Annotated in this window: 23 protein-coding genes; 9 read left to right on the top strand and 14 right to left on the bottom strand. The window is 43.8% G+C overall.

Annotated features, from left to right (window positions below):
* The first annotated feature begins 52 nt into the window (after positions 1-52).
* Positions 53-532 carry a Spy/CpxP family protein refolding chaperone gene (locus tag L884_RS0121155; RefSeq protein WP_028769359.1) on the top strand — a complete coding sequence of 160 codons (480 nt, stop codon included), beginning with the start codon at positions 53-55 and terminating at the stop codon, positions 530-532.
* Positions 533-666: 134 nt separating this feature from the next.
* A complete protein-coding gene (gene fieF, locus L884_RS0121150; RefSeq protein WP_028769358.1) occupies positions 667-1536 on the top strand; it encodes a cation efflux pump FieF in 870 nt (289 codons plus the stop codon).
* Positions 1537-1584: 48 nt separating this feature from the next.
* Here fieF and glnG read toward each other — a convergent pair whose 3' ends face one another.
* The 3 genes from glnG to L884_RS0121135 form a co-directional block, all read right to left on the bottom strand.
* Positions 1585-2991: a nitrogen regulation protein NR(I) gene (gene glnG / locus L884_RS0121145; RefSeq protein WP_028769357.1), complete on the bottom strand. Its 1407-nt coding sequence runs from the start codon at positions 2989-2991 to the stop codon at positions 1585-1587.
* A 17-nt stretch (positions 2992-3008) separates the two neighbouring features.
* Positions 3009-4049 (bottom strand): nitrogen regulation protein NR(II), encoded by a 1041-nt coding sequence (gene glnL / locus L884_RS0121140; protein WP_028769356.1) that lies wholly within the window; start codon positions 4047-4049, stop codon positions 3009-3011.
* Between the two features lie 152 nt (positions 4050-4201).
* Complete coding sequence (locus tag L884_RS0121135) at positions 4202-4747, bottom strand: DUF4124 domain-containing protein (RefSeq protein WP_028769355.1); 546 nt, start codon at positions 4745-4747, stop codon at positions 4202-4204.
* A gap of 193 nt (positions 4748-4940) precedes the next feature.
* Here L884_RS0121135 and L884_RS23410 point away from each other — a divergent pair, with 193 nt between their 5' ends.
* Together L884_RS23410 and L884_RS22515 are read left to right on the top strand one after the other, a co-directional pair.
* Complete coding sequence (locus L884_RS23410; protein WP_051435717.1) at positions 4941-5525, top strand: type II secretion system protein; 585 nt, start codon at positions 4941-4943, stop codon at positions 5523-5525.
* Positions 5526-5552: 27 nt separating this feature from the next.
* Complete coding sequence (locus L884_RS22515) at positions 5553-6176, top strand: MliC family protein (protein WP_028769354.1); 624 nt, start codon at positions 5553-5555, stop codon at positions 6174-6176.
* Between the two features lie 42 nt (positions 6177-6218).
* Here the strand turns inward: L884_RS22515 and L884_RS0121120 are convergent, their stop codons facing one another.
* From L884_RS0121120 to L884_RS0121100, 5 genes are all read right to left on the bottom strand, one after another.
* Positions 6219-6842, bottom strand: coding sequence for a glutathione S-transferase family protein (locus L884_RS0121120; RefSeq protein ID WP_028769353.1), 624 nt, complete (start codon positions 6840-6842; stop codon positions 6219-6221).
* 42 nt (positions 6843-6884) lie between these two features.
* Positions 6885-7562 carry a type 1 glutamine amidotransferase domain-containing protein gene (locus L884_RS0121115; RefSeq protein WP_028769352.1) on the bottom strand — a complete coding sequence of 226 codons (678 nt, stop codon included), beginning with the start codon at positions 7560-7562 and terminating at the stop codon, positions 6885-6887.
* Positions 7563-7661: 99 nt separating this feature from the next.
* On the bottom strand, positions 7662-8819 hold the full coding sequence (locus tag L884_RS0121110; RefSeq protein ID WP_028769351.1) for an iron-containing alcohol dehydrogenase: 1158 nt from the start codon (positions 8817-8819) through the stop codon (positions 7662-7664).
* A gap of 136 nt (positions 8820-8955) precedes the next feature.
* A complete protein-coding gene (locus L884_RS0121105; RefSeq protein ID WP_028769350.1) occupies positions 8956-9558 on the bottom strand; it encodes a TetR/AcrR family transcriptional regulator in 603 nt (200 codons plus the stop codon).
* A 430-nt stretch (positions 9559-9988) separates the two neighbouring features.
* On the bottom strand, positions 9989-10450 hold the full coding sequence (locus tag L884_RS0121100) for an Lrp/AsnC family transcriptional regulator (protein ID WP_028769349.1): 462 nt from the start codon (positions 10448-10450) through the stop codon (positions 9989-9991).
* Between the two features lie 169 nt (positions 10451-10619).
* Between L884_RS0121100 and L884_RS0121095 the strand changes: the two genes are divergently transcribed.
* Both L884_RS0121095 and L884_RS0121090 read left to right on the top strand, forming a co-directional pair.
* Positions 10620-11795, top strand: coding sequence for a PrnB family protein (locus L884_RS0121095; protein ID WP_028769348.1), 1176 nt, complete (start codon positions 10620-10622; stop codon positions 11793-11795).
* A 1-nt stretch (position 11796) separates the two neighbouring features.
* Positions 11797-12912, top strand: a complete 1116-nt coding sequence (locus L884_RS0121090; RefSeq protein ID WP_028769347.1) for an aminotransferase class V-fold PLP-dependent enzyme — start codon at positions 11797-11799, stop codon at positions 12910-12912.
* Positions 12913-12962: 50 nt separating this feature from the next.
* Here L884_RS0121090 and L884_RS0121085 read toward each other — a convergent pair whose 3' ends face one another.
* Positions 12963-13268 carry a hypothetical protein gene (locus L884_RS0121085; protein WP_028769346.1) on the bottom strand — a complete coding sequence of 102 codons (306 nt, stop codon included), beginning with the start codon at positions 13266-13268 and terminating at the stop codon, positions 12963-12965.
* 248 nt (positions 13269-13516) lie between these two features.
* On the opposite strand from L884_RS0121085, the gene L884_RS0121080 reads away from it, so the two are divergent.
* Positions 13517-14524: a WD40/YVTN/BNR-like repeat-containing protein gene (locus L884_RS0121080; protein ID WP_028769345.1), complete on the top strand. Its 1008-nt coding sequence runs from the start codon at positions 13517-13519 to the stop codon at positions 14522-14524.
* Positions 14525-14554: 30 nt separating this feature from the next.
* On the opposite strand, the gene L884_RS0121075 is transcribed toward L884_RS0121080, so the two are convergent.
* The 3 genes from L884_RS0121075 to glnA all read right to left on the bottom strand — a co-directional run bounded on the left by L884_RS0121075 (position 14555) and on the right by glnA (position 16997).
* Entirely contained in the window at positions 14555-14875 is a 321-nt protein-coding gene (locus tag L884_RS0121075; RefSeq protein ID WP_028769344.1) for a helix-turn-helix domain-containing protein, read from the bottom strand.
* A 45-nt stretch (positions 14876-14920) separates the two neighbouring features.
* On the bottom strand, positions 14921-15349 hold the full coding sequence (locus tag L884_RS0121070; RefSeq protein WP_237162513.1) for a hypothetical protein: 429 nt from the start codon (positions 15347-15349) through the stop codon (positions 14921-14923).
* A gap of 238 nt (positions 15350-15587) precedes the next feature.
* Positions 15588-16997, bottom strand: a complete 1410-nt coding sequence (gene glnA / locus L884_RS0121065; RefSeq protein ID WP_028769342.1) for a glutamate--ammonia ligase — start codon at positions 16995-16997, stop codon at positions 15588-15590.
* A gap of 668 nt (positions 16998-17665) precedes the next feature.
* Here glnA and typA point away from each other — a divergent pair.
* Positions 17666-19492: a translational GTPase TypA gene (gene typA / locus L884_RS0121060; protein ID WP_028769341.1), complete on the top strand. Its 1827-nt coding sequence runs from the start codon at positions 17666-17668 to the stop codon at positions 19490-19492.
* Between the two features lie 292 nt (positions 19493-19784).
* The gene (gene pdxY / locus L884_RS0121055; RefSeq protein ID WP_028769340.1) at positions 19785-20645 is read left to right on the top strand and encodes a pyridoxal kinase PdxY; all 861 of its coding nucleotides are present in this window, start codon (positions 19785-19787) and stop codon (positions 20643-20645) included.
* A 92-nt stretch (positions 20646-20737) separates the two neighbouring features.
* Here the strand turns inward: pdxY and L884_RS22510 are convergent, their stop codons facing one another.
* Positions 20738-21910, bottom strand: coding sequence for a DUF418 domain-containing protein (locus L884_RS22510; protein WP_051435716.1), 1173 nt, complete (start codon positions 21908-21910; stop codon positions 20738-20740).
* 167 nt (positions 21911-22077) lie between these two features.
* Positions 22078-23292: a 4Fe-4S binding protein gene (locus tag L884_RS0121040; RefSeq protein ID WP_028769339.1), complete on the bottom strand. Its 1215-nt coding sequence runs from the start codon at positions 23290-23292 to the stop codon at positions 22078-22080.
* Positions 23293-23303: the final 11 nt, after the last annotated feature.

Raw genomic sequence — 23303 nt, 5'->3', positions numbered from 1 at the left:
ACCGTCAAAACAAGCTTAGCAGGGCTAGGCACATTTAATTGAGGCTACCAAGATGAAAAAGAACACACTTAAAGCAGGCTTGCTTGCCGTTGTTGCCAGTACTGCACTATTAACTGCTGGCGTTCACGCTGGTGACGATAACTATGGTTCACGTGATGGCAAGCAAGGGTACCATCATATGAAAGGTAAGCATGGCGGTCACCATGACTTACGTAAGATGTTCCGTGGCTTAGATCTAACGGACGAGCAGAAAACAGAAATGAAAGCGCTATTTACTGCTTACCGTGATGAAATGAAGCAAAACCGTCCTTCTAAAGAGGAACGTGCGGCACAAAAAGCACAAATGCTAGAGTTCATCACTACTACTAACTTTAGTGAAGATGCAGTAAGACAAGCATTAGCAGCAAAGCAAGAAGCGCGTCAGCAAAAAGCGGTTGATATGTTAAAGCTGCAAAATCAAGCTTATCAATTGCTCACTCCAGAGCAGCAAGAAAAGTTTCAAAAGCGTTTTGCTAAGCACCATAAAAGATAAGGGCTAAGCTGACTTAATAGGATTTTTCTATTAAGTCGATTGGTCGTTACTTGAGGGAAATCACCCGATTTTTACTCAAGTTGTTATAAACTTAAGATCTGTGCTTCCCTTACTTTATTTAGTAAACAGATTTTATGAATGACACTTCCCAATACGATTTTTGGGTTAAGCTGGCAAGCCGCGCTGCGGTTGTGACAGCCTTAACCCTTATTATCATCAAACTTGCTGCTTGGATGTATTCTGGCTCTGCGAGTATGTTGGCGTCGTTAACTGACTCCTTCGCCGATGCTTTAGCTTCTATTGTTAACTTTATTGCGATTCGCTATGCGATTGTGCCTGCAGATAATGACCATAGATACGGTCACGGCAAAGCAGAACCCTTGGCCGCGTTAGCGCAATCTGCGTTTATCTTAGGCTCGGCTTTCTTATTATTTTTCCACGGTAGCGAGCGTTTAATTAATCCAGTTGAAGTGAAGCACGCCACTTTAGGTGTGGTGGTCTCTGCGATTGCTATTGTGCTGACATTTGCCTTAGTGATGTTGCAAAAACGCGCTCTCGCAGCGACATCAAGTACCGTAGTTGAAGCAGATTCATTGCATTATAAATCGGACCTATTTTTAAATGCTGCGGTGCTGCTTGCGTTAGTGCTAGCGCAATATGGCTGGTGGTGGGCAGATGGTTTATTTGCACTATTAATTGCGCTCTATATTGGTCAGCAAGCGATAGGCTTAGCTTATCGGTCGGTGCAATCGTTACTGGATAGAGAACTAGATGACGAGACTCGGGCTAAAATCACTGAGATTGCAGAGCAAGATCCGCAGGTAAAAGGTATTCATGATTTACGTACACGAGAGTCAGGTAAAACCATGTTTATCCAGTTCCATTTAGAGCTTGATGGTGACTTGAGTTTGCATCAAGCGCATAAGATAGCGGTTGCGACTTCCGAAAGGGTTAGAGCGGAGTTTACGGACGCCGAAGTGATTATTCACCAAGACCCAGTGTAATACTAATCAGTACAAAAAAGGATATCCACTGGATATCCTTTTTGCATTTTAATCCATCTCAAGCTCTTTGAGTTTACGGGTTAAGGTATTACGTCCCCAGCCTAAACGTTTAGCAGCCTCTTGTTTATGGCCGTTAGTATGTTTAAGGGCTGTTTCTAATAAAATACGCTCAAATGCCGGCTGTACTTCGGTGAGTAAATCGCTGTTTCCCTCGGTTAAGCGTTGGTCGATAAACAGTCTTAGGGCATCTTGCCAGTCATTGCTATCAGTAGCTTTGCTGTTAACTTTAGGCTCTTGCAGTAACTCAGGCGGCAAATCCAGTGGCAAGATCTCTTGGCCTGAGGCCATTACTGTTAGCCAGCGACAGGTGTTTTCAAGCTGACGAACGTTGCCCGGCCATGGTAGTTGCGATAATTTGTTGGCGGTTTCTTTGGTGAGTACTTTGGGCTCAACTGCGATCTCTTTAGCTGCAATCATTAAAAAGTGGCGTGCTAGCTGTGGAATATCTTCGCGGCGCTGCGATAGCGGTGGCAAGTGTACTCGGATAACGTTGAGGCGGTGAAATAGATCTTCACGAAAATCGCCATCATGTACCAGTTGCTCTAGATCTTGATGAGTTGCAGCAATAATACGTACATCGACCTGAACTGGTGAGTGGCCGCCGACGCGGTAAAACTGACCATCAGCCAATACCCTTAATAGGCGAGTTTGTACATCAAGTGGCATATCGCCTATTTCATCTAAAAATAGCGTCCCACCATTGGCTTGCTCGAAGCGGCCTTGACGTACACTCGCAGCTCCTGTGAATGCCCCCTTTTCATGGCCAAACAGTTCTGACTCAATCAGATCTTTAGGGATCGCAGCCATGTTAATAGCGATAAATGGTTTGTCTTTACGAGGGCTATGCTTATGCAGTGCGCTAGCGACTAACTCTTTACCTGTACCTGACTGGCCATTAATCAATACACTGATTGATGAGCGCGACAGACGACCAATGGCGCGAAACACCTCTTGCATCGCTGGGGCTTCACCAATGATCTCTGGAGTAGCAACCAGAGGTTCGCTTACAGTTGCACTGGATGATTGTTCTTTGGCGTGAGTCAGCGCTCGCTCAACGAGAGAGATAGCTTCGTCGATATCGAACGGCTTAGGCAAATACTCAAATGCCCCTGCTTGGTAGGCACTGACTGCACTATCAAGATCTGAGTGGGCGGTCATGATGATCACAGGAATATGCGGGTAGTGATTTTGCAGCCGTTCTAGCAAAGTGAGGCCATCAGTGCCCGGCATACGAATATCCGACACGATTACCTGTGGCTGCGCCATTTCTAGGGCTTCCCATAATGACTCAGCTGCCGCAAAACTAGCGCAGCTAAATTTGGCACTTTGTAGTGCTCTTTCTAATACCCAACGGATCGAGCTATCGTCGTCGAGGATCCAAACTTGTTCAGTCATTGAGTGTATTCCTCTTATTAACTATTGATGGGTAAGGTAATGGTAAATTCGGTATGGCCGACAGTTGAGTCGCATTCAATGCGGCCGCCATGGAGTCTGGCAAAGTTATGCGCAATTGATAAGCCAAGCCCTGAGCCTTGCTCACGGCTGGTCACCATAGGATAAAACAGGGTGTCCATTAGCTCTGGAGCAATACCGGGGCCATCGTCAATCACTGATAACATCAATACTAATTTGTGGCGTTTAGTACCGATAGTGATTTGATGTTGGGTGCGGGTTTTTAAACGAATGTTACCGCCAACAGGCTCAAGAGCTTGAATGGCGTTTTGCACAATATTTAAAATCGCTTGCTGTAATTGGTCGGGATCCATCTCAATATCTGGGATCGAGGGGTCGTAATCTTGGGTTAATAAGATATTGGCTGGCAAGGTAACATTGACCAGTTTGACCACTTTTTGGATCACTTCATGGATATTGTACAAGCTATGTTGTGTCGGCTTCTGTGGCCCAAGTAAACGATCCACCAAACTACGCAAACGGTCAGCTTGTTCGATAATAAGATCGGTAAATTCGTTCAGCTCAGGCTCTTTTAGCTCACGTGACAATAATTGCGCTGCGCCGCGCAGCCCCCCGAGTGGGTTTTTGATCTCGTGGGCTAGATTGCGCACTAAATATTGTGCTGCTTGCTGCTGAGCATCTTGAGTTAATTGCTGATGAATGCGCCGTTGTTGATCGACTTGGCGCAGCTCAATCAGGGCGAGGTTTTGTTCGTTTTCCAGCGGGGTCAAAGTGACATCGACTGTGTGTTGTTGGCCGTCGATGGTAACTAAGGGGACAGTATTGATGCTTAGGCCTTGTCCATCACGAATGGCCGCTTTGAGCACCTGCGGCTCTACGCCAAGTAACTGGTAATATTCAGGTAAAGATTGTTCGGTTAAGCGGCTGCTGCCAACGCCAAACAGCTGCTCAGTGGCGGCATTAACATAGAGTAATTCAAGCTCTTCATTAATCACCAGCACCGCTGTTACCAGATGGTTGAGCAGTAAATTTGTATCCATCAGTTACTCCGAAAAATGCGTATGCACCAGTTTGGGCAGTTAAGTTGCTTGCACTATTATGGTGCACCAAGTTGGTGCAAGCTGCAACTAGACATCATCGGAATGTAGACTGAATCAAGATAATCCTAAGTTTATCTATTTATAGGGTTTTATTAGTTAGTTCTTGGCTGTGGTCTAATAAATTTAGGTTGATTCAAATTTGTCCGATGCAGAAATATCTTTCTGGTCGGAGTTGATGCAATTTTTTTGCCGCTCTTATCAAAAACTTTAACGACAAAGCTATGTTCACCGCGATCGATATTGGTAAGTTTGAACAAACCTATGGTTTGCATACTCCCCATCTGTTTGCCATCCATAAAAAGACCGAGTTGGTGAGTAGAGGCTAATTGTGGACTAATGTTAGTGATAATGGTGATGTCGCCTTCATTATTGCGAATGGTCTCTTCTTCAGTCGGAGAGACAATACTCATTTTATAGTCGATGCTTTTGACTGCGGGTTCACTCGGGGCACTGGGGAGTGCTGTGACTTCGGGTAATTTGATATTATTTTGGGTGTTTTCTTTAAACTCAACAACTTCTGCGTCTTTTATCGGTTCATCTGAAAAGTGCACTTTGCCGTTTTCATCGACCCATTTATACACGGTTGCATGCGCAAACATTGTGCTCAGCAATAGCAGTAGTATTAAAGCGATACGCATTGTGACATCCTATGTTACAGAGTTGTAATTATCAGAGATTAGCGCTTTTTCTCTTAGAAATCATGAAATTTATAGGGATAAGTTAGAGAAAAAAGAATGGAGCAGCAATCCTTGCTATCTTTAAATGATAAAATAGCGATTAATCAGATTTAGTTATTCAACATATTGATAAGACAAAGGCGGAATAGAAAGCATGACACAATATGCAAGAGTAAAGGGTTTTACCTTAATCGAACTTGTCGTTGTGATTATTGTATTAGGCATATTAGCTGTGGTGGCCTTACCTAAGTTTATTGACCTTAGAACCGATGCCGATGTTGCTGTGCTTAAAGGTATGCAGGCGAGTATTAAGTCGGCGCGAGATTTGGTTGCGGCGCAAATCGAATTGCGGCCAGAGAATCTTAATAATGCACAAAGCCGCTTTACCTTAGAAAATGGACAGAATATCCGGGTGCGAGGCTATTACCCTGATGGGCGCTGGAATAACACCTTTTCACGTATAGTCGATTTTGATTCGGTAACCTATATTACCTCTAATAACTGTACCGAGAATAATTCAGATACGGTTTGGTGTGCACGAAATCGCGGTTTAGGTTGGTTTACCAGTCGAGGCTTAACGACTGCCACTGTTGGAAGAGGATTTGTGATCTTCCCACGTGGTAATAATCTTAATAACGATCAATGCTATTTGTATTACTTTACCCCCAATGACAACAATGTGACCCAAAAGGGAGTATTACCTATTGTTGGTTTAGATTTGTCTGAATGTGGTGGGTAACGATAGTTAATAGTTAGGGATAGTGTGATGCAAAAATATATTCTGGGTGGTTGCTTGGTTTTACTTGCAGCGTGTCAAACGACAGAGCCAACCACAGAGACTGATATGGATTCAAAGGTGAGCTCGCAACAAGCCGTTGTATCCCCAAGTTTTGATTGTAATAAAGCGCAGGGACAAGTTGAAACACTAATTTGCAACGACGCTGAGTTGGCAGCGTTAGATCGAAAAATGGCTGAGATCTATCAACAAGCGGTGGTTAACATTCCAGCCGCTGAGCAACCTAAAGCGATGCAGCGAGGTTGGATAAAAGGTCGTAATGATTGCTGGAAGTCACAAGATGTACGTCAGTGTGTGTTAGCTAATTATCAAAGTCGGATGATTGAATTACAAATTAGCGGTGGTTTGTTACAGGCGCCGGTCAATGTGGTTTTCGAATGTGGTGAGCGTCCGTCAATAACGGCAGCGATTTATACCCAATTAGATCCTGTGACTGGTGTATTTAGCTTTGCTGAGCAGCAAATATTAGCAACCAATGTTCGTAGTGGTAGTGGTGCAAAATACCAAGGGCGTAATTTTGAGTTTTGGGAGCATCAAGGTGAAGCGAGCGTGCAATATTTAGGTGATAGTTATCAGTGTCAGCTAAAGCGGTAGCCTATAAAAAGCAGCCAATGGGCTGCTTTTTTGTCGCCGAGATTAGCTTTTATCGTACTCTTGCTCTAATTGTGTGGCCTTGACGCTATTGTCATGCTTACTTAGTTGTTCAGCATAAGCGGCAATATGTGGGTACTTTTGTACTTCTCCACTTTGACTGAGTAGCTCAACAATAAACGACATCATGATATCTGCGCCAGTCAGTTTATCGGCGACAAGGTAGCGCTTACCTTCAAGTGACTGATTCACATAGCTGAGAACTTTTTCTGTCTCTATGGCTGCATAACCTTCTAAGAAGTTAGTTTGACAACCATCTTTAGCGACAAACATTCTTAATAGTAACGGCAAGATGGCCGAGCTTTCAGAAAAATGCAGCCACTGCAGATATTCAACGTACTCTGCAGTGCCTTTTTCTGGCGCTAAAACACCTGCTGCATGAGTGTCGATTAAATACTCTGTAATGGCACCAGATTCGGCGATCACTTGTTGGTTATATTCAATCACAGGTGACTTACCCAGCGGGTGAATCGCTTTTAGCTCTGGCGGCGCTAAAAAGGTTTGACTATCACGTTGATAGGCTTTGATTTGATAATCTAAGCCTAGCTCTTCCAATAACCAGATTATACGCTTTGAGCGCGACTTATTAAGGTGATGTAGGGTGATCATTGATAATTCCTTGTCGTTGCTTAATTTTGTTTCGCATGTTGTTTAGCTAAGTTGCTTGATGAGCTCATTAGCAACGGCTGCAGAAGATGCAGGGTTTTGCCCGGTAATAAGTTTGCCGTCGACAACAAGATAACTACTCCAGTCTTCGCCTTTACTGAAATGAGCACCATTTTGTTGCAGCATATCTTCGACTAGAAATGGCACGATATCGGTGAGCTGTACTGCCGCTTCTTCGCTGTTGCTAAAGCCAGTAACTTGCTTACCTGCGACGAGAGGTGTGCCATCAGCATTATTGACGTTTTTCAGTACGCCAGGAGCGTGACAAACAAGACCTACAGGTTTATTGGCTTGATGGAAAGCTTGGATCAGTGCAATTGAATCTGCGTCATTGGTTAAGTCCCAAAGCGGACCATGACCACCCGGATAGAAAATCGCGTCGTAATCGTTAGGGTTGATATCGGCCAACACTAAGGTAGTAGCGAGTTGCTGTTTGGCTTTAGGGTCTTGATTAAAGCGTTCGGTTGCCGTGGTTTGAAAGTCTGCTTGTTCACTACTTGGGTCAAGCGGTGGTTGCCCGCCTGCAGGTGAAGCTAAAGTCACCTCAAAGCCTTGGTCTTTGAAACAGTAAAAAGGACTGGCAAACTCTTCTAACCAGAATCCGGTTTTCAAACCAGTATCGCCAAGTTTGTCGTGTGAAGTCAGTATCATTAGTACATGCATATTGTTGTCCTTTTTATCTGTTGGTTTGCTAACTAACAGCCGTTACAGCACTGTTAGTCAACTGAGGTCTCATATTGGTTGTTAACTATTACTAAGGGTTTATAGGTTACGTTCTAAGATTTGGCGACTCATGGCTAAATCTACATCTTGCTTTTCACCTAGCGCTGTCATGCCGTGAGCTTCCAGCTGAGCAATGATGGTGTCGATACTGCTACTGTCTAAACCATAGTCTGATAAACGAGTTTGCACCCCCATTTGCTCAAAGAACTGGCGGGTTTTGTCAATCACTTGGTCGATGATTTCATCTTTAGTTCCTTGAGTTATTGCCCATACGCGGTTGGCGTACTGCAGCAGTTTTTGTTGCTTACCTTGGCGGCGAACATCGAGTAACCCCGGCAATACCATGGCAAGTGTGCGCGCGTGATCAACATCGTAAAGAGCGGTGATCTCATGACCAATCATATGGGTAGCCCAGTCGTGTGGTACGCCTTTACCTATCACGCCACTCAGTGCCATAGTTGCTACCCACATCAAGTTAGCGCGTACGTCGTAGTCTTGTGGTTCGCTGAGTGCTTTAGGGCCTAACTCGACTAAGGTTTGTAATAACCCCTCTGCAAAGCGGTCTTGTACTGGCGCATTGACTGGATATGTTAAGTACTGCTCTGTGATATGTACGAAAGCATCTACCACGCCGTTGGCAACTTGACGCTCTGGTAAGGTAAAGGTTTTGCTTGGATCTAATACTGAGAACTTAGGGAAGACATGGTTGCTCATAAAAGACAGTTTAGCTTGTAGCTCTTTGCGGGTGACCACGCTGGCACTATTCATCTCAGACCCTGTGGCAGGTAAAGTCAACACTGTGCCAAATGGCATAGCTTGAGTGACCTTGGCGCCCCAGCTTAAAAGAATGTCCCAAGGTTCGCCGTCAAACAGTGCTGCGGCAGCTACAAACTTAGTGCCATCAATGACTGAGCCACCACCAACAGCAAGTAAGAAATCAATATTTTGCTGTTTAACTACTTCGACAGCTAGCATTAGGGTTTCGTAGGTTGGGTTGGCTTCAATACCACCAAACTCAACAACTTCACGCTGTTTTAGTGCTGTTTTCACTTCATCAAGTGTGCCGGTACGACGTGCGCTGTTACCGCCAAATAGCACTAATACTTTTGCGTTTTGCGGCACGAGTGTATCTAACTCGGCAATTTTGCCTTCACCAAAGCTGATGTGGGTTGGGTTGTAGAAATCGAAGCTATACATAATCTTGTCCTATTTGCCGACTAACATCGAGTCGAATAATCTGTTGCGTAAACTTAAGTAGACCAGTCGTCTAGTAAACAGTTAAAAAATACCCGCCTAAGCGGTAGAGACTTAGACGGGAGAGATAAACTTTGTGCTATTTCATCGCTGAAATAGGCTGCGCCAGTAGTGATTTAGTCATAGCTAAAGCGCGCTCAAGCACTGCAGGATCGCGAGCGAGCTTATTACGCAAACTCGCACCTAGCCACAGTTGATACAGCATTTCGGCGGTATTTTGCGGATGAACCTGTGGTATTGAGCCATCTGTAATACCGGCTTCTATAGCCTCTGCGATACGTGCAATAACAGCGGTAGAGCCCTTATTTAGGGCGATACGCATGGCTTCTGACAGATCAGCAACTTCAGCACTGAGTTTTACCACTAAGCACTTTTGATCATTACACTCACTGGTTTGGGTACTTTGCCAATGTAACCAGTAACTCATTAATCTGTCGTGGGCATTGCCTTGTTTTGCTGCAAACAGCTGGTCGATAATTGCCAGATAACTATCAAAGAAGCTGTTAATAATCTCTTCGCCAAACTGCTCTTTTGATTTGAAGTAGTGATAAAAAGAACCTTTGGGAACATCAGCAAACTTTAAAATTTGCGCTAGGCCAACATGGGTAAACCCTTTGCTCGAAATCAGGTTATAACCCGAGTCAATAATATGCTGACGAGTTTGTTGGGGATCGGTTTTAATACTCTTATTCATCACTGCAGCTTAAATATTATTAGACCGGTCGTCTAGTTTGTGTTGTTACATGCTTATTGCTAAATGGAATAAGCAGCAAGCTGCGGAGTGGTACCAATTAGTACAAGAAATTGATCTACTCAGAGCGATTAAATCTTTATCTTAATGGGTACTATACCAATCAGTACAAGAATTTGATCAACTCAGAGCGGTTTTTGGCAAACTAATTCAAGGCGAATAGCTGCAATAATGGTGATTCCCTTATAAAGCTAATCAACGCAGAAGTAGGCAGCCAAAAACGCTCCAGAATGGCGAGTTTTAGCGATTCTGATGCTGTGTTAACGAGCTTAACCGTAGAATAACTATGCTCTTCACTCGTTGCCTTGCCTCAAAACCGCTAAACTCTCGCTGAGTGACTAAATGTTTATACTGATTGGTATTATACTGGCTGTAGTGGCAAGGTATTACGGGAGAAGTTTTGTTTTAACACTACGGTTGATTCAATACCGGCGATGCAATTTAAGCTACCGAGTGATTTTTTAACAAAGCTTTCGTAGCTGAGTAAGTCGCTAGCAACAATTTTGAGCAAATAGTCGTGTGCACCTGTCACTACTGAGCATTCCATTACTTGTTCTAAGTTCTCCATGCTTTCTTCAAATAAGATAGCGTGTTGATCTGAGTTCTCTTTTAATCTTACAAATGCATATACCACCACATTTAAACCCACTTCTTTTGGGTCAATCTGTGCTGCATAACCACTGATCACTCCTGATTGTTCGAGCTTTCTTACGCGGCGTAAACAAGGGGTGTCAGACATATTGAGCTTTGCAGCTAACTCACTAATTGCGATACGGCCTTGGCGCTGCAGAATTGCCAGTATGTTGCGATCTTTATTGTCCATTGTGGGGTTCTTTTTCTATCTTGGTGGTAATCAATATTAACAAGTCCTTTTATAGTGGATTTCGATCTTAAATGAAAGTTTTTAGAGCTAGATTGCCGATTTAAACCGAACAGATGCTGTTAGGCTAATTAAATGAATTCTGTACTCGAATAATAACAAGGATCAGAAAATGACACGCAATACCCAAGCATTCGATCATTGGATCCGTACTCGCTTTGTTGAGCTTAATAGTCAATTAGAAGTTTTGTACGCCCAGCAACAAGATAGAGCCAATGTGGTCGGTATAGGTGATGAATTAAAGTTGCAGCTTGAGCATGAAGGTAGAGAGTTAATTGTTAGCTTATTGGCTGAGGGGAATACTGATGAAGGCTTTGATCATGCTTTTGATTTGTTAGGTAATGTCGGTTTATATATGGCCGCTTGTCGCAGGCATGAAATTACCGAGCCCTCTAGAGAGACCACTTCACCATTAGTTGAGGCGTCGGCCTTAGCTATGCATATTGGCGCTTCCATTGGTGTCACCCCTCGATTTGCTACTGCTCACTTGACTACCCATAACCGTGCCAAGCAAGGCGTATACAAGCGTTTTACCAATTTAGATGCCGAGAAACTGTTTGTCGACTACAACACCAAGGGGATTTTAGCCTATAAACGTGCCGCTGATGCGTTACTTAAAATCCAGCCTTTAGGGATAGATCACCCTATAGCGTACGATTTGCTGCTGGTTGCAAAGCGCGCTTTACGTGATGTGATCGATTCAAACAAGGTGTTGTTTCAGCAGCTAGATGCGGATGATTTTTTCTATTGTGTCAGGCCGTATTACAAACCTTATCGCGTGGGCAGCCAAGTGTACCGTGGCGCTAATGCTGGTGATTTTGCCGGGATTAACGTGATTGATATGCTGCTTGGGTTATGTGCGGCCAATGAGCCTGAGTATTCGCAGATGTTAGTCGATAAGTTCTTATATATGATGCCAGAAGATCAAAGCATATTAAGGGATTGCATGCGCCGTAATAGCTTTATGGATGAGCTACTAAATATGACTCATCTTAACCATCAAAGCTGGTATCAACAAAACGTAAAACTGTTTTTGGAAGTGTGCAAACTACATGGCGAAACTGCGATTCAACATCACAACCAACTCGTGACTAAATACATTGCCAAGCCATCAATTAAGTTACAGCAACCGCATCTTGAAAAAGTGACCGCTAGCGGGCCACCTTTGCCGGTACTACTTAACTCATTAGAACAATTAAGAGATAGAAGAGCTGCAAGAAAGCGTGATGATATTAATACACGCTTTGCCGATGTTGCGACGCTAAAAGCCAGCTTAGAGGTATGTTGATATGGGATCGTTTAAGCAAGATTTTGTGTTAACCACTGATAGTTATTTACTTAGCCACTCGGTAGGTCGGCCATTAGTTACGACTCAGCAGCATTTTAACGAGCAGTTTTTTATACCGTGGCAACATTCAGCTAGTGAGCCTTGGCCTGAATGGCTAAAGGTGATTGATGGCTTTAATGCAAGTTTAGCGCGTTTGTTTAATGCTGAAGCAAATGAGTTTTGCCCGCAGGTTAATCTTTCGAGCGCACTGACAAAGTTAGTGATGTCTCTGCCGCAATTGCAGCAGTCTAATACCGTTGTGTTGATGAGTGAAATAGACTTTCCAAGTATGGGCTTTGTTTTACAAAAAGCGCTGCCAGATAGCTGTGAATTGCGCTTCATCCCTAAAGACTTAGACATGACTGATGCGGCAGTTTGGCAAACCTATATTAGCGATGATGTTGATTTGGTATTTGTGAGCCATGTTTACTCCAATACAGGCCAACAAGCTCCCTTAGCTGACATTGTGGCTGCGGCAAAGTCTAAGCAAGCGCTAACGGTGATTGATGTCGCGCAGTCGGCAGGAATTATTCCTATTGATCTACAGCAGTTACAGCCAGACTTTTTAATTGGTTCTTGTGTTAAATGGCTTTGTGGTGGGCCCGGCGCGGCATATTTGTGGGTTAATTCAATACATATCGACAGTTGTCAGCCAATTGATGTCGGCTGGTTTAGTCATGAAAACCCATTTGAATTTGATATCCATGATTTTCGTTACCACCCTAGCGCGCTGAGGTTTTGGGGAGGGACGCCTGCAATTGCCCCCTATGCGATAGCTGCACATAGCATCGACTACTTCGCTAATATTGGTAGTCAGCATTTGCGTGAGCATAACCAAAATCTAGTTAATTTATTGCATCAACATTTTGGAGATATAGTGGTATCACCATCATTAGCGAGTAAGTGTAGTGGTACAGCCATTTTAAATTTTGGAGCACAACAGCAAAGTGTTTTAAGCGCATTGAAGTTAGCGAACGTGAGTATTGATGTGCGTAGTCAAGGGATCCGAGTATCACCACATATCTATAATGATGCTGAAGATATTAATAGACTGATCACTGCGGTAGAGCATAGTTAAAACGAAAGCAGCAGGCGCTAGGCCTGCTGCTAAATTATCTGTTTACTTGATTAAGGCTGTACGGCTCTTAGGTAAGTTTTGCGGTAATCATATTTTTGATTAATTTGGTTAAGCTCGCCGATTGATAGCTTAGTTAGCAAGGTATCGCCTTTATCGTTAGTCACAAACTTTTTTGCTGTGCGATTTACAAAGTCAACAACATAAACACTGCTGTTCTCAAGCTCTGTTGCAGTTTGCAGCGCTGCTTGGCTTGAGCAATCATTACATTTAGCAATCGGATCCATTGCCGCAACACTTGCGCTTGAAAGTAGTAATCCGGCGGTCAATAACGCTGCTTGGCTAAGTGATTTTGTCATATTGGTATCCTTTTTTATCAAATGGTGATCTTTGTCACGTTTTTAATCTAGTTTATATTTTAGGCAGAGTCCAGTGTTTTTTGTTATTAAGTTGTTGTTTAATAGTGTTTTATTTAGCTTTAACTAATTTAGGCGGGTGATTGTGAGGTCGAGTTATCGGCGTCGATAAGGCGCGTTGACTCGCTTGATTAAGCATCAACTTTGGTCGATAGTAAGATGAACAGGCACTTGTTACTGAAGGGATTTTAATGAAGATACTCATGCTGTTAATTAGCCTATGTAGTTTTGCTGCTTCAGGGATGGATTGGAAAATTCAATCACTTGCAGCGGATACTTCATTTCGGGGCAGCGCGGTGTCAGATGGTATTGTTTGGGTAACAGGCAGCAAAAGTCAGGTATATATTTCTAAAGATGCGGGTCAGTCTTGGCAAGACGTGTCTGTTAAAGGGCTACCGTTCATTGATCTGCGTGATATTGAGGTATTTGACGCTAATACAGCGATTGTGATGGGCGCCGGTGCTGGTGGCTTATCTAAGCTTTACATTACTTATAATCAGGGTCTTAGCTGGCAACTGTTATTTGATAACCCTGATGAACTTGGTTTTTTTAATTCAATCGCCTTTTGGGATCGTAATAACGGCTTATTATTAGGCGATCCTGTCGACGGTAGCTTTGTCATATTACGTACCACAGATGGCGGCCAAACGTGGCGGCGTATCGCTCAAGCTGAGTTACCTGAAATGCTCGATAAAGAGGTCGCTTTTGCCGCCAGTGGCAACACCTTAGTGGTAGGGAAACCTGGTCGAGCATGGTTTACCTCTGGCGGGTTCAGTAGCTCTGCATATAGCAGCGCGGATAGTGGTGAGCACTGGCGTCGCCGGCCTGTGGCGCTTTATGACGATACCCAAACAGCAGGAGGGTATGGCTTAGCTTTTAACACCTTAGGCGATCTATTTGTGTTTGGTGGTGATTACCAACAACGTGACAAACATGATGCCAACATGGTGTACCGCAAAGGCTACGTATGGCATAAGCCGCCTGGCACTACCCCCGGCTTGCGCACAGCAATGGCCTGTTACCAAGAAATCTGTATTGCTACGGGTAAGCTATCGACGGATATATCTCATGACCATGGTTATAGCTGGAAGCCATTGTTGATCAATGGTGAATCACAGGGCTTTTTTACGCTCGCAATCGAGGACAATACCTTAGTTGCGGCCGGACATAATGGCCGCGTCGCTGTGTATCAGTTTTAATGCTAAGCCCTAAGCCCTAAGCCCTAAGCCCTAAGCGCTTTGTAATACCAGGTACATAATTAATGCCCCGATGCAGCCACCAATAAAAGTAGTACATAGGAGTAAAATCCAGTGCTGATATGGCGACGTGGCTTGTATTTGTGGATCTGTTGGCTCTGGGAGTATTAATAGCCGTTTTTGCTCTACACCAAATACGGCACATAAACCCAATAGTGTGTCGTTCGATGCACTACCTTGTTTCTCGACTCGTTGCACTGTGCGTAGGCTGATAGCGCAGGCGTCTGCTAAGTGTTGCTGAGTCCAACCTTTTTCTTGCCTTAGTGCCTTAATTGCAACCGGGTTAACTTCCATACCTGACTCCGCTAGCTCCTTTGTAAACTGGTAACATATATCTGTTTACCCGAAAAAATAATGGGTCAGAAAAGCGCACAATCCGCCAAACACTAATCCTGCTATAAAGCAGAGAATGATTTGCTTGTAACCTGCCTTATTATTTTTGTCTAGAAAGGCTTTAGTCTCGGTGGCAATATGTTGTCCGTTGCGATATAAACTGCACTCAACACCTCCCTTAAGTAGGCTTGTAACTTCAAACCTCACTTCATAGTTATTGTCTTGATGACGAAACTTATGACTGCTGCGCATACCTAAATTGCGTTTATCACTAACGACTTCATCATTAAGGTAGACTGTTTCTTTGCCCGAGTAGCCAGAGCCGTGGGCGGTGATGCGTAGCTCCTGATCATTAAAGTAATACCAGTAGCCATTGTTGATTGTCACATGCTGCATTTGACTATCCATTTTGTGGTGTTTGATTGAGCGTTCCATACTGTTGCCTCGTTATGTTGACAGTTGCGGTTAACGAGAGCAAGTGCAGCATAAATAGCCGAGCTATACTGCGCCATGGATATGACAGGCATAAAAAAGGCATATGACACTTCGAGTGTCATATTTTTAATTTGTTGATTTATATTGTTTTTTATTGCTGTAATAAAAAAGCCCTAAACATCACTGTTTAGGGCTTTAAAGCTAACCGCACAGGCGTTTAGCTGGTCAGTAGAGAGGATTACAAGCTGTAGTAAAGCTCGAATTCTACTGGGTGAGTTGTTTGGTTGATGCGCTCAACATCTACAGACTTAAGAGCGATATAAGAATCGATAAAGTCGTTAGTGAAAACGTCACCACGAGTTAAGAACTCACGGTCAGCATCTAGGCACTCAAGTGCATTTTCTAGTGAAGTTGCAACTGTTGGGATTTCAGCTGCTTCTTCAGCAGGAAGATCGTATAGATCTTTATCCATTGCCTCACCTGGGTGGATCTTGTTTTGGATACCGTCAAGGCCCGCCATTAGCATTGCAGAGAACGCTAAGTATGGGTTCGCAACTGGGTCACCAAAACGAATTTCGATGCGACGTGCTTTAGCGCTTGGTACCACTGGGATACGAATAGAAGCAGAGCGGTTAGCTGCAGAGTATGCAAGCATTACTGGCGCTTCAAAGTGCGGTACAAGACGCTTGTATGAGTTAGTTGATGGGTTAGCAAATGCGTTAATTGCGCGAGCGTGCTTAATGATACCACCAATGTAGAATAGTGCTGTTTCGCTTAGCCCGCCGTACTTGTCACCAGCAAATAGGTTAACACCGTCTTTTGCTAGAGACTGATGTACGTGCATGCCGCTACCGTTGTCACCAACGATTGGCTTAGGCATAAATGTCGCAGTCTTGTTGTAAGCATGAGCAACGTTATGAACAACATACTTAAGTACCTGAACTTCGTCAGCCTTAAGTGTTAGTGTGTTAAAGCGAGTTGCGATTTCGTTTTGACCTGCTGTCGCCACTTCATGGTGATGTGCTTCTACTACTTGGCCCATCTCTTCTAGTACTAAACACATCGCACTACGGATATCTTGTGAAGAGTCAACTGGTGCTACTGGGAAGTAACCGCCTTTTACGCCTGGACGGTGACCTTTGTTGCCATCTTCGTAGCTAGTTGCTGAGTTCCATGCTGCTTCTTCAGCATCAACTTTGTAGAAACAACCAGACATGTCTGCGCTGTACTTAACATCATCAAATAGGAAGAACTCTGGCTCTGGACCAATCAATACAGTGTCAGCAATACCTGTTGAACGTAGGTAGTCTTCAGCTTTCTTAGCAATAGAACGAGGGTCACGGTTGTAACCTGTCATTGTGCCAGGGTTTAGAATGTCACAACGGATGTTAGCTGTAGTTTCGGCAGTGAAAGGGTCAAGTACAAAGCTATCTGGATCAGGCATCAATACCATGTCTGATTCGTTAATGCCTTTCCAACCTTTAATTGAAGAGCCATCGAACATTTTACCGTCTTCGAAGAAGTCAGCATCAACTTGATGAGTAGGAATTGAAACGTGTTGTTCTTTACCAATGGTATCGGTAAAACGTAGATCAACAAACTTAACTTCTAGTTCTTTTAGTTGTTGTAAAACTGATTCTGCTGACATTCTCAAATCTCCGAGTAGGGCAAAGGGTTGTCCCTTTGTTTTATCTTTCAATATTTAGCGCTTAACGCGAATCTGTCATTAGTAAAGCTAGAGTCGTGCCAAACTTGTAACTATCTGAATAATATGTGTTTGGTGTTTTGTGGGGGGCAATAGATAAATCAGGGTGCACTGTTTTGGTGCGCGTTATGGATCTTTATGGTGCGCGCGCCAATACGGTGCAGTTGCAGATACTATGGTTTTATCTAGGTGCCAAGCCGACTAGTGAGAATAGCGAAGGGGGATGTAATTTTATAGGGTGTAAGTCAAGGAAATCGCATTGAATTTTTAATAACACTTATTGAAATTAAAGACAGTGTCTAGTTACGCCACTTTGGCATCAAAAATGGGTATTAAAATCGGTTTAACTTGGGTGGAGCGGAAAATTAAAATGACGAGCACTAAATAGTGTCACATAGCCAAATTACAATAAAAGTGTATAAAAATCGGACGTTAAGGCGAAAAAAACCGATGCAAAAGAGTTATTTTTAACGATTGGTTAAAAATAATCCTGTGAGATAACGCCGAGCTAGAGTAGAATGTCACGCTTTTTATTGCAACTACTATACTAAACTGGTTTTAGTGAGCTGCAAATCCCCCCTATTTATATACCGATGGTAAGAGGTTTAGCCGTGTTAGAGAATTTACGTAACATCGCCATTATTGCACACGTTGACCATGGTAAGACTACCTTGGTTGATAAGTTGCTGGCGCAGTCAGGAACCCTTGAGTCTCGAGGAGAAGCCGCTGAGCGGGTGATGGATTCAAATGATCTTGAAAAAGAACGTGGTATCACGATTCTGGCCAAGAACACTGCCATCAAGTGGAACGATTACCGTATCAACATCGTTGATACTCCAGGCCACGCCGACTTTGGTGGTGAGGTAGAACGTGTTCTATCTATGGTTGACTGTGTATTGCTACTTGTTGACGCTGTTGATGGTCCAATGCCACAAACTCGCTTCGTAACTAAGAAAGCATTCGCTCAAGGCCTAAAGCCAATCGTTGTTATCAACAAGATTGACCGTCCAGGCGCTCGCCCTGATTGGGTTATCGACCAAGTATTCGATCTATTCGACAACTTAGGTGCGACTGATGAGCAGCTAGACTTCCCAATCGTTTATGCTTCTGCACTAAACGGTTTTGCTTCTCTAGATCCAGACGAAGTTAGCGAAGATATGACTCCGCTATTCGAAACGATCATTGAAAAAGTTTCTTCACCAGATGCTGACGCTGAAGGTGATTTCCAGATGCAAATTTCGCAGCTGGACTACAACTCATACGTAGGTGTTATCGGTGTTGGTCGTATCAAGCGTGGTAGCGTTAAGACTAACCAGCAAGTGACTATCATCGATGCTGAAGGTAAGAAGCGTAACGGTAAAGTTGGCCAAGTATTAGGTTACATGGGTCTAGACCGTCACGAAGTTACTGAAGCAAATGCTGGTGACATCGTTGCGATTACAGGTCTTGGTCAGTTACAGATCTCTGATACTATTTGTGCTACTACAACTGTTGAAGCACTACCGCCATTGTCTGTTGACGAACCAACACTAACAATGACTTTCCAAGTAAACACTTCTCCGTTCGCGGGTAAAGAAGGTAAGTACGTAACTTCACGTAACATCCTTGAGCGTTTACAACAAGAACTAGTACACAACGTTGCGCTACGTGTTGAAGAAACAGATAGCCCAGATCGTTTCCGCGTATCGGGTCGTGGTGAGCTTCACCTATCTATCTTGATCGAAAACATGCGTCGTGAAGGTTACGAGCTAGCTGTTTCTCGTCCAGAAGTTATCGTTAAAGAGATTGACGGTGTTAAATGTGAGCCTTTCGAAACGTTAACAGTTGACGTTGAAGAAGAGCACCAAGGCGCTGTGATTGAAAAGCTAGGTATCCGTAAGGGTGACATGAAAGACATGCAGTTAGATGGTAAGGGTCGTGTACGTATCGACTTTATCATTCCTAGCCGTGGTCTAATCGGTTTCCAAACTGAATTCATGACAGCGACTTCTGGTACTGGTCTAATTTACCACTCATTTGACCACTATGGTCCATTCAAAGGTGGTGAAATTGGTCAACGTCAAAACGGTGTGTTGATCTCTAACGCAACGGGTAAGGCACTGACTTTCGCACTATTCGGTCTACAAGATCGTGGTCGTCTAATGATTGGTCACGCTGCAGAAGTTTATGAAGGCCAAGTTATTGGTATTCATGCTCGTGCAAACGACCTAACAGTTAACTGTTTGAAAGGTAAGCAGCTAACTAACATGCGTGCGTCTGGTACTGACGAAGCTCAAGTACTAACTCCGCATATCCAGATGACACTTGAGCAAGCGCTAGAGTTCATCGATGATGACGAGTTAGTAGAAGTAACGCCAGAGAGCATTCGTGTTCGTAAGCGTCACCTAACTGAAAACGATCGTAAGCGCGCTGGTCGTGCTGCGAAAGATGCAGGTTAATACTCTTTAGCTTCTAAGCTGAAAGTTATAATCTAAAAGCCCTGAGCATGTATGTGCTCGGGGCTTTTTGTTGTAATACATTTAGTCAGCTTATCAGAGGCTGGCAGGGAGTTAACAGCATAGTTAAACCTTAAGCTCCCAATAACTGCAAAATAGCTCACAAGCTGATTAAGTTTGAGAATACTAATTTAGTCTAGTTGCTATAATCGGCAAAATTTCAGATAGCTGATAATCACATTGGCTATCTAGCCCTATTAATTTATATCGCTAACAAAAGTAAAGGTAGTGACCAATGAAGCGGATCTTATCCATTCAATCTCATGTGGTATTTGGCTGTGCGGGTAATAGCAGCGCCGTATTCCCAATGCGTCGTTTAGGAATGGAAGTTTGGCCGATTAATACAGTGCAGTTTTCAAATCATACTCAATATGCACAAGGTTGGAGCGGCATGATTATGCCAGTAGGGCAGATCACTGATTTGGTGCAAGGCTTAGATAATATCGGAGAGTTGCAACATTGTGATGCACTATTAAGCGGCTATTTAGGTAGTGCAGAGCAGGGCGGTGAGATTGCTGCAGCGGTTAACAAAATGAAAGCGCTTAATCCTAAGGCTATCTACTTTTGCGATCCCGTTATGGGGCACCCTGAAAAGGGCTGTATTGTGTCACCGGGCGTGCAAGAGTTTCTAAAGACTCAAGCTTTGGCTGTTGCCGATATTATTGCGCCTAACTTGTTAGAGCTAGAAACCTTAACAGACACAGAGCTGCACAACCTAGAGCAAGTAATTAAGGCTTGTCAGAGTTTGTTAGCACAAGGGCTGCAGATGGTTGTGGTTAAGCACCTTGCAAAAGCTGCAACCAGCAAAGAGCAGTTTGAGATGTTGCTGGTCACTCAAGATGGCAATTATTTAGTGTCGCGACCATTGTATGAATTTGCAAAACAACCAGTGGGTGTAGGTGATTTGATCAGCGGCTTGATGTTAGCCAACTTACAGGCTGGTTATGATGCTGTAGAGGCATTTGAACGCACCAATGCGTCAGTTGACGCAGTATTGCTAGAAACCTTTAATCAAGGCGCTTATGAGCTGCAGCTTATTCGTGCTCAAGATGCAATTGCAGCACCTGAGATAAAAGCACGCGCATTAAAGGTGTAGTTAAAAATCTTTATACTAATTGGTATAAGCCTTAGTTTCTAAAGCCCTGAGCCACAACTCAGGGCTTTTGTTTTTAATCGCTAGCGAGCTGGTTAATACGGCGCACCGCCCGTTGACTTTGCTGGTGTTGGTTTGTGACTCATGTCGACCAATTTACGCCATAACCACTCAAGCGGTCCTTGATTAAACCGGCGTAAGTAAAGGTGGGCAAGCAGCAGTTGTAGCACTGAAAACGCAATTGCTATAGCTACGTAACCTGGTCTATCAAGGCTTAATACTAACGTTGGCGCCAAGTATCTAAATAGCAATACCATCACAATGGACTGCAGGATATATAGGCTAAATGCTAAGCGTCCAACTCGTTGAAATGGAGCGAGAATATTGCTGTTGTTTTGGCATATTTTAACCACGAAGTGAATATAAACCAGCGCAGTAGGCAGTGCGCTAATCAATACTATTGCAGGGCTTAAGCTTTGTAAAAGTGGCGAACCCGCTAGGGTAAATATGCTATCTACAGTTGATAGCAATAGTGCTACAACAACCAGTAATAACAATGGTTTACGATCAAAACCCAATTCAAATACGCCAGTACGGTATAGGTACACTCCTAATAGCATCAACCCTGCCATATACCACATACTTGAGAGTGGAGTGCTAATAGCGATAGCCAAAAATAGGCTAAATTGCTCAATCAGCTGCTCTGTGTAGCCTCCGCTCCAAATTTGCTGGTGAGCAAGGGCTTCAACACTGCCTCTTTCGAGTAGCGGCTCATTTAAGAGTGCGGCGATGATAAACATGCTGCCAAAGCCAATGAGTAAAAATAATCGTGCTTTATTGAGCATTGGCTGTAGTGGCTGCTTGATATAACAGAGCGCCACGAGTCCAGCCAGACCATAGGTAAATAAGATATCGCCAAACCAGATGAAAATGCCATGTAATAGGCCAAAAAGTGTCAACCATTTGAGCCTAGATCTCACCTTATTGGCTTGGTTTTCATCAATAACTTTATCAATTTGAATCGCGAGCCCTACGCCAAATAGGATTGAGAATAGGGTTAAAAATCGCGCTTCTAAGAAAAAGCTATTAAAGATATCAATAAGATTATCGTACCAAGGGATCACAGCATGATTGGTGTAGCCTAGGTAGCCATTACCGAAATAGTAAATATTGAGAAACAAAATACCTAATACAGCTATGCCGCGGATAGCATCAAGGTTGGCATTGCGTCCATTCTGGGGGGAGTGTGTTGGTGTCGACGATTCCATGTAGACCTAAATACAATTCAATTTCAGCACAGAGTAACAATTCATATGGCAAAGGTACACCGCGTAGGCAGCGCTTTACATTCTGTTATACCAATTAGTATTAGTGCTTTGGCTGATAAGCAAAGTGCGCCTTATGCGCACTTTGTGTTTTAGCATTGTATTGTTAATTAATGACCAATTTTGTCTAAATGCTGGATTAAATACATTCTTGCTTCAACTGGTGTTTCGCTATGCCAGAATCCGCCTAAATAAGCGACTAGTGGCAATAAGAACATGATTGTTAGTAGCATAATGGTGAGCCCACGTGCTGAAAGTTGCCAGCCGTTACGAGTTTTAAACTGTAAGGCTTCATTCTTAGGGCAAGCAGAAATACAGCGCATACAAGCTTGGCATTCGTCTGAGCGAACATTTATCTGTTGGTGTACTTTTATGCTGGCTGGGCAGGCTCGCGTACATTTGTCGCAACTCATGCCTTTTGCGTCAATCAAACAGTGCTCGGTATTGCGGCGGATTTTAAACGGGCTTAAAAAACTCACTAAGCCTAATAACGCACCATAGGGGCAGATATAGCGGCAAAAGCCTTGGCGACGCCAAGCTGCCAAACCGAGAATGATGGCAAAACAGATAATGGTGACGAGCCCTGGAGTGACAAAAAACAGCGCCATTTTTAGATCGGCAATTTGATGATAATTACTGTTTAAATAACCTGGAATGCTCATAGTTGGCATGCTGATAATGATATACAGCAGTGCTAGCAGTAGTAGGTATTTCAGCATACGCAGTGGCCAGTCAAGCCAAGCGGGTGGCGCTAGCTCTTGTTTGATGACGCGCTTACGTAGCTTATAAAGGTATTCTCCAGCTAACCCTAATGGACAAGCCCAGCCACAAAAGGCGCGCTTACATAGCAGGCCCGTCAGCAAAACAGCGCTGAGCATCACAGCCGCAGCGGGATGATGTTTATCCCAAATACCTAAACTAACAATCGCTTTTAATTCGATGCCGCCAGCGATAGGTAAGAACGCATCGCCAACATCGGGACGCATTAACCACGGAGTGATCCCTGATTTTAATAAAGCAGCATTCACCGCAAACTGAACGCCAACGATAAGCATGGATAACGCCAGTAAGTGCTGCACACCTTCACGTAAGTTGTTAGCTCGGCTTTGTCCCTGAATTAATTCTGGGCGCAACTTAGCGGCTAAGCCAGCTCCTACGGCGGCGATAGCTAAGGCGACAATCAGTGGCCAATATAGGCTAGATATCACTGCGGCGGTTAATAATCCGCCAGAAATTAACGCCCCCCATTTTTTGCCGCTCCAATACAGCAAGCTAACACTGTAGGTGAGTGCGAGTGCGAGAGTTAATGATTCGATGAAGCTCATAAATGTATCAG

This window comes from Shewanella fidelis ATCC BAA-318 (assembly GCF_000518605.1).
Lineage (GTDB): Bacteria > Pseudomonadota > Gammaproteobacteria > Enterobacterales > Shewanellaceae > Shewanella > Shewanella fidelis.
Note: the sequence above shows the minus strand (reverse complement) of the source record. Positions and strands in the feature narration are given on the sequence as shown.

Coding starts and splice junctions, on each gene's coding strand:
- pdxY (WP_028769340.1), top strand. CDS start 19,785: ATGAAGCGGATCTTATCCATTCAATCTCATGTGGTATTTGGCTGTGCG.
- L884_RS0121075 (WP_028769344.1), bottom strand. CDS start 14,875: ATGGAAGTTAACCCGGTTGCAATTAAGGCACTAAGGCAAGAAAAAGGT.
- L884_RS0121100 (WP_028769349.1), bottom strand. CDS start 10,450: ATGGACAATAAAGATCGCAACATACTGGCAATTCTGCAGCGCCAAGGC.
- L884_RS0121040 (WP_028769339.1), bottom strand. CDS start 23,292: ATGAGCTTCATCGAATCATTAACTCTCGCACTCGCACTCACCTACAGT.
- glnL (WP_028769356.1), bottom strand. CDS start 4,049: ATGGATACAAATTTACTGCTCAACCATCTGGTAACAGCGGTGCTGGTG.
- L884_RS0121080 (WP_028769345.1), top strand. CDS start 13,517: ATGAAGATACTCATGCTGTTAATTAGCCTATGTAGTTTTGCTGCTTCA.
- L884_RS0121115 (WP_028769352.1), bottom strand. CDS start 7,562: ATGCATGTACTAATGATACTGACTTCACACGACAAACTTGGCGATACT.
- fieF (WP_028769358.1), top strand. CDS start 667: ATGAATGACACTTCCCAATACGATTTTTGGGTTAAGCTGGCAAGCCGC.
- L884_RS23410 (WP_051435717.1), top strand. CDS start 4,941: ATGACACAATATGCAAGAGTAAAGGGTTTTACCTTAATCGAACTTGTC.
- L884_RS0121090 (WP_028769347.1), top strand. CDS start 11,797: ATGGGATCGTTTAAGCAAGATTTTGTGTTAACCACTGATAGTTATTTA.
- glnA (WP_028769342.1), bottom strand. CDS start 16,997: ATGTCAGCAGAATCAGTTTTACAACAACTAAAAGAACTAGAAGTTAAG.
- L884_RS22510 (WP_051435716.1), bottom strand. CDS start 21,910: ATGGAATCGTCGACACCAACACACTCCCCCCAGAATGGACGCAATGCC.
- L884_RS0121070 (WP_237162513.1), bottom strand. CDS start 15,349: ATGGAACGCTCAATCAAACACCACAAAATGGATAGTCAAATGCAGCAT.
- L884_RS0121110 (WP_028769351.1), bottom strand. CDS start 8,819: ATGTATAGCTTCGATTTCTACAACCCAACCCACATCAGCTTTGGTGAA.
- L884_RS0121155 (WP_028769359.1), top strand. CDS start 53: ATGAAAAAGAACACACTTAAAGCAGGCTTGCTTGCCGTTGTTGCCAGT.
- L884_RS22515 (WP_028769354.1), top strand. CDS start 5,553: ATGCAAAAATATATTCTGGGTGGTTGCTTGGTTTTACTTGCAGCGTGT.
- L884_RS0121085 (WP_028769346.1), bottom strand. CDS start 13,268: ATGACAAAATCACTTAGCCAAGCAGCGTTATTGACCGCCGGATTACTA.
- L884_RS0121095 (WP_028769348.1), top strand. CDS start 10,620: ATGACACGCAATACCCAAGCATTCGATCATTGGATCCGTACTCGCTTT.
- glnG (WP_028769357.1), bottom strand. CDS start 2,991: ATGACTGAACAAGTTTGGATCCTCGACGACGATAGCTCGATCCGTTGG.
- L884_RS0121135 (WP_028769355.1), bottom strand. CDS start 4,747: ATGCGTATCGCTTTAATACTACTGCTATTGCTGAGCACAATGTTTGCG.
- L884_RS0121120 (WP_028769353.1), bottom strand. CDS start 6,842: ATGATCACCCTACATCACCTTAATAAGTCGCGCTCAAAGCGTATAATC.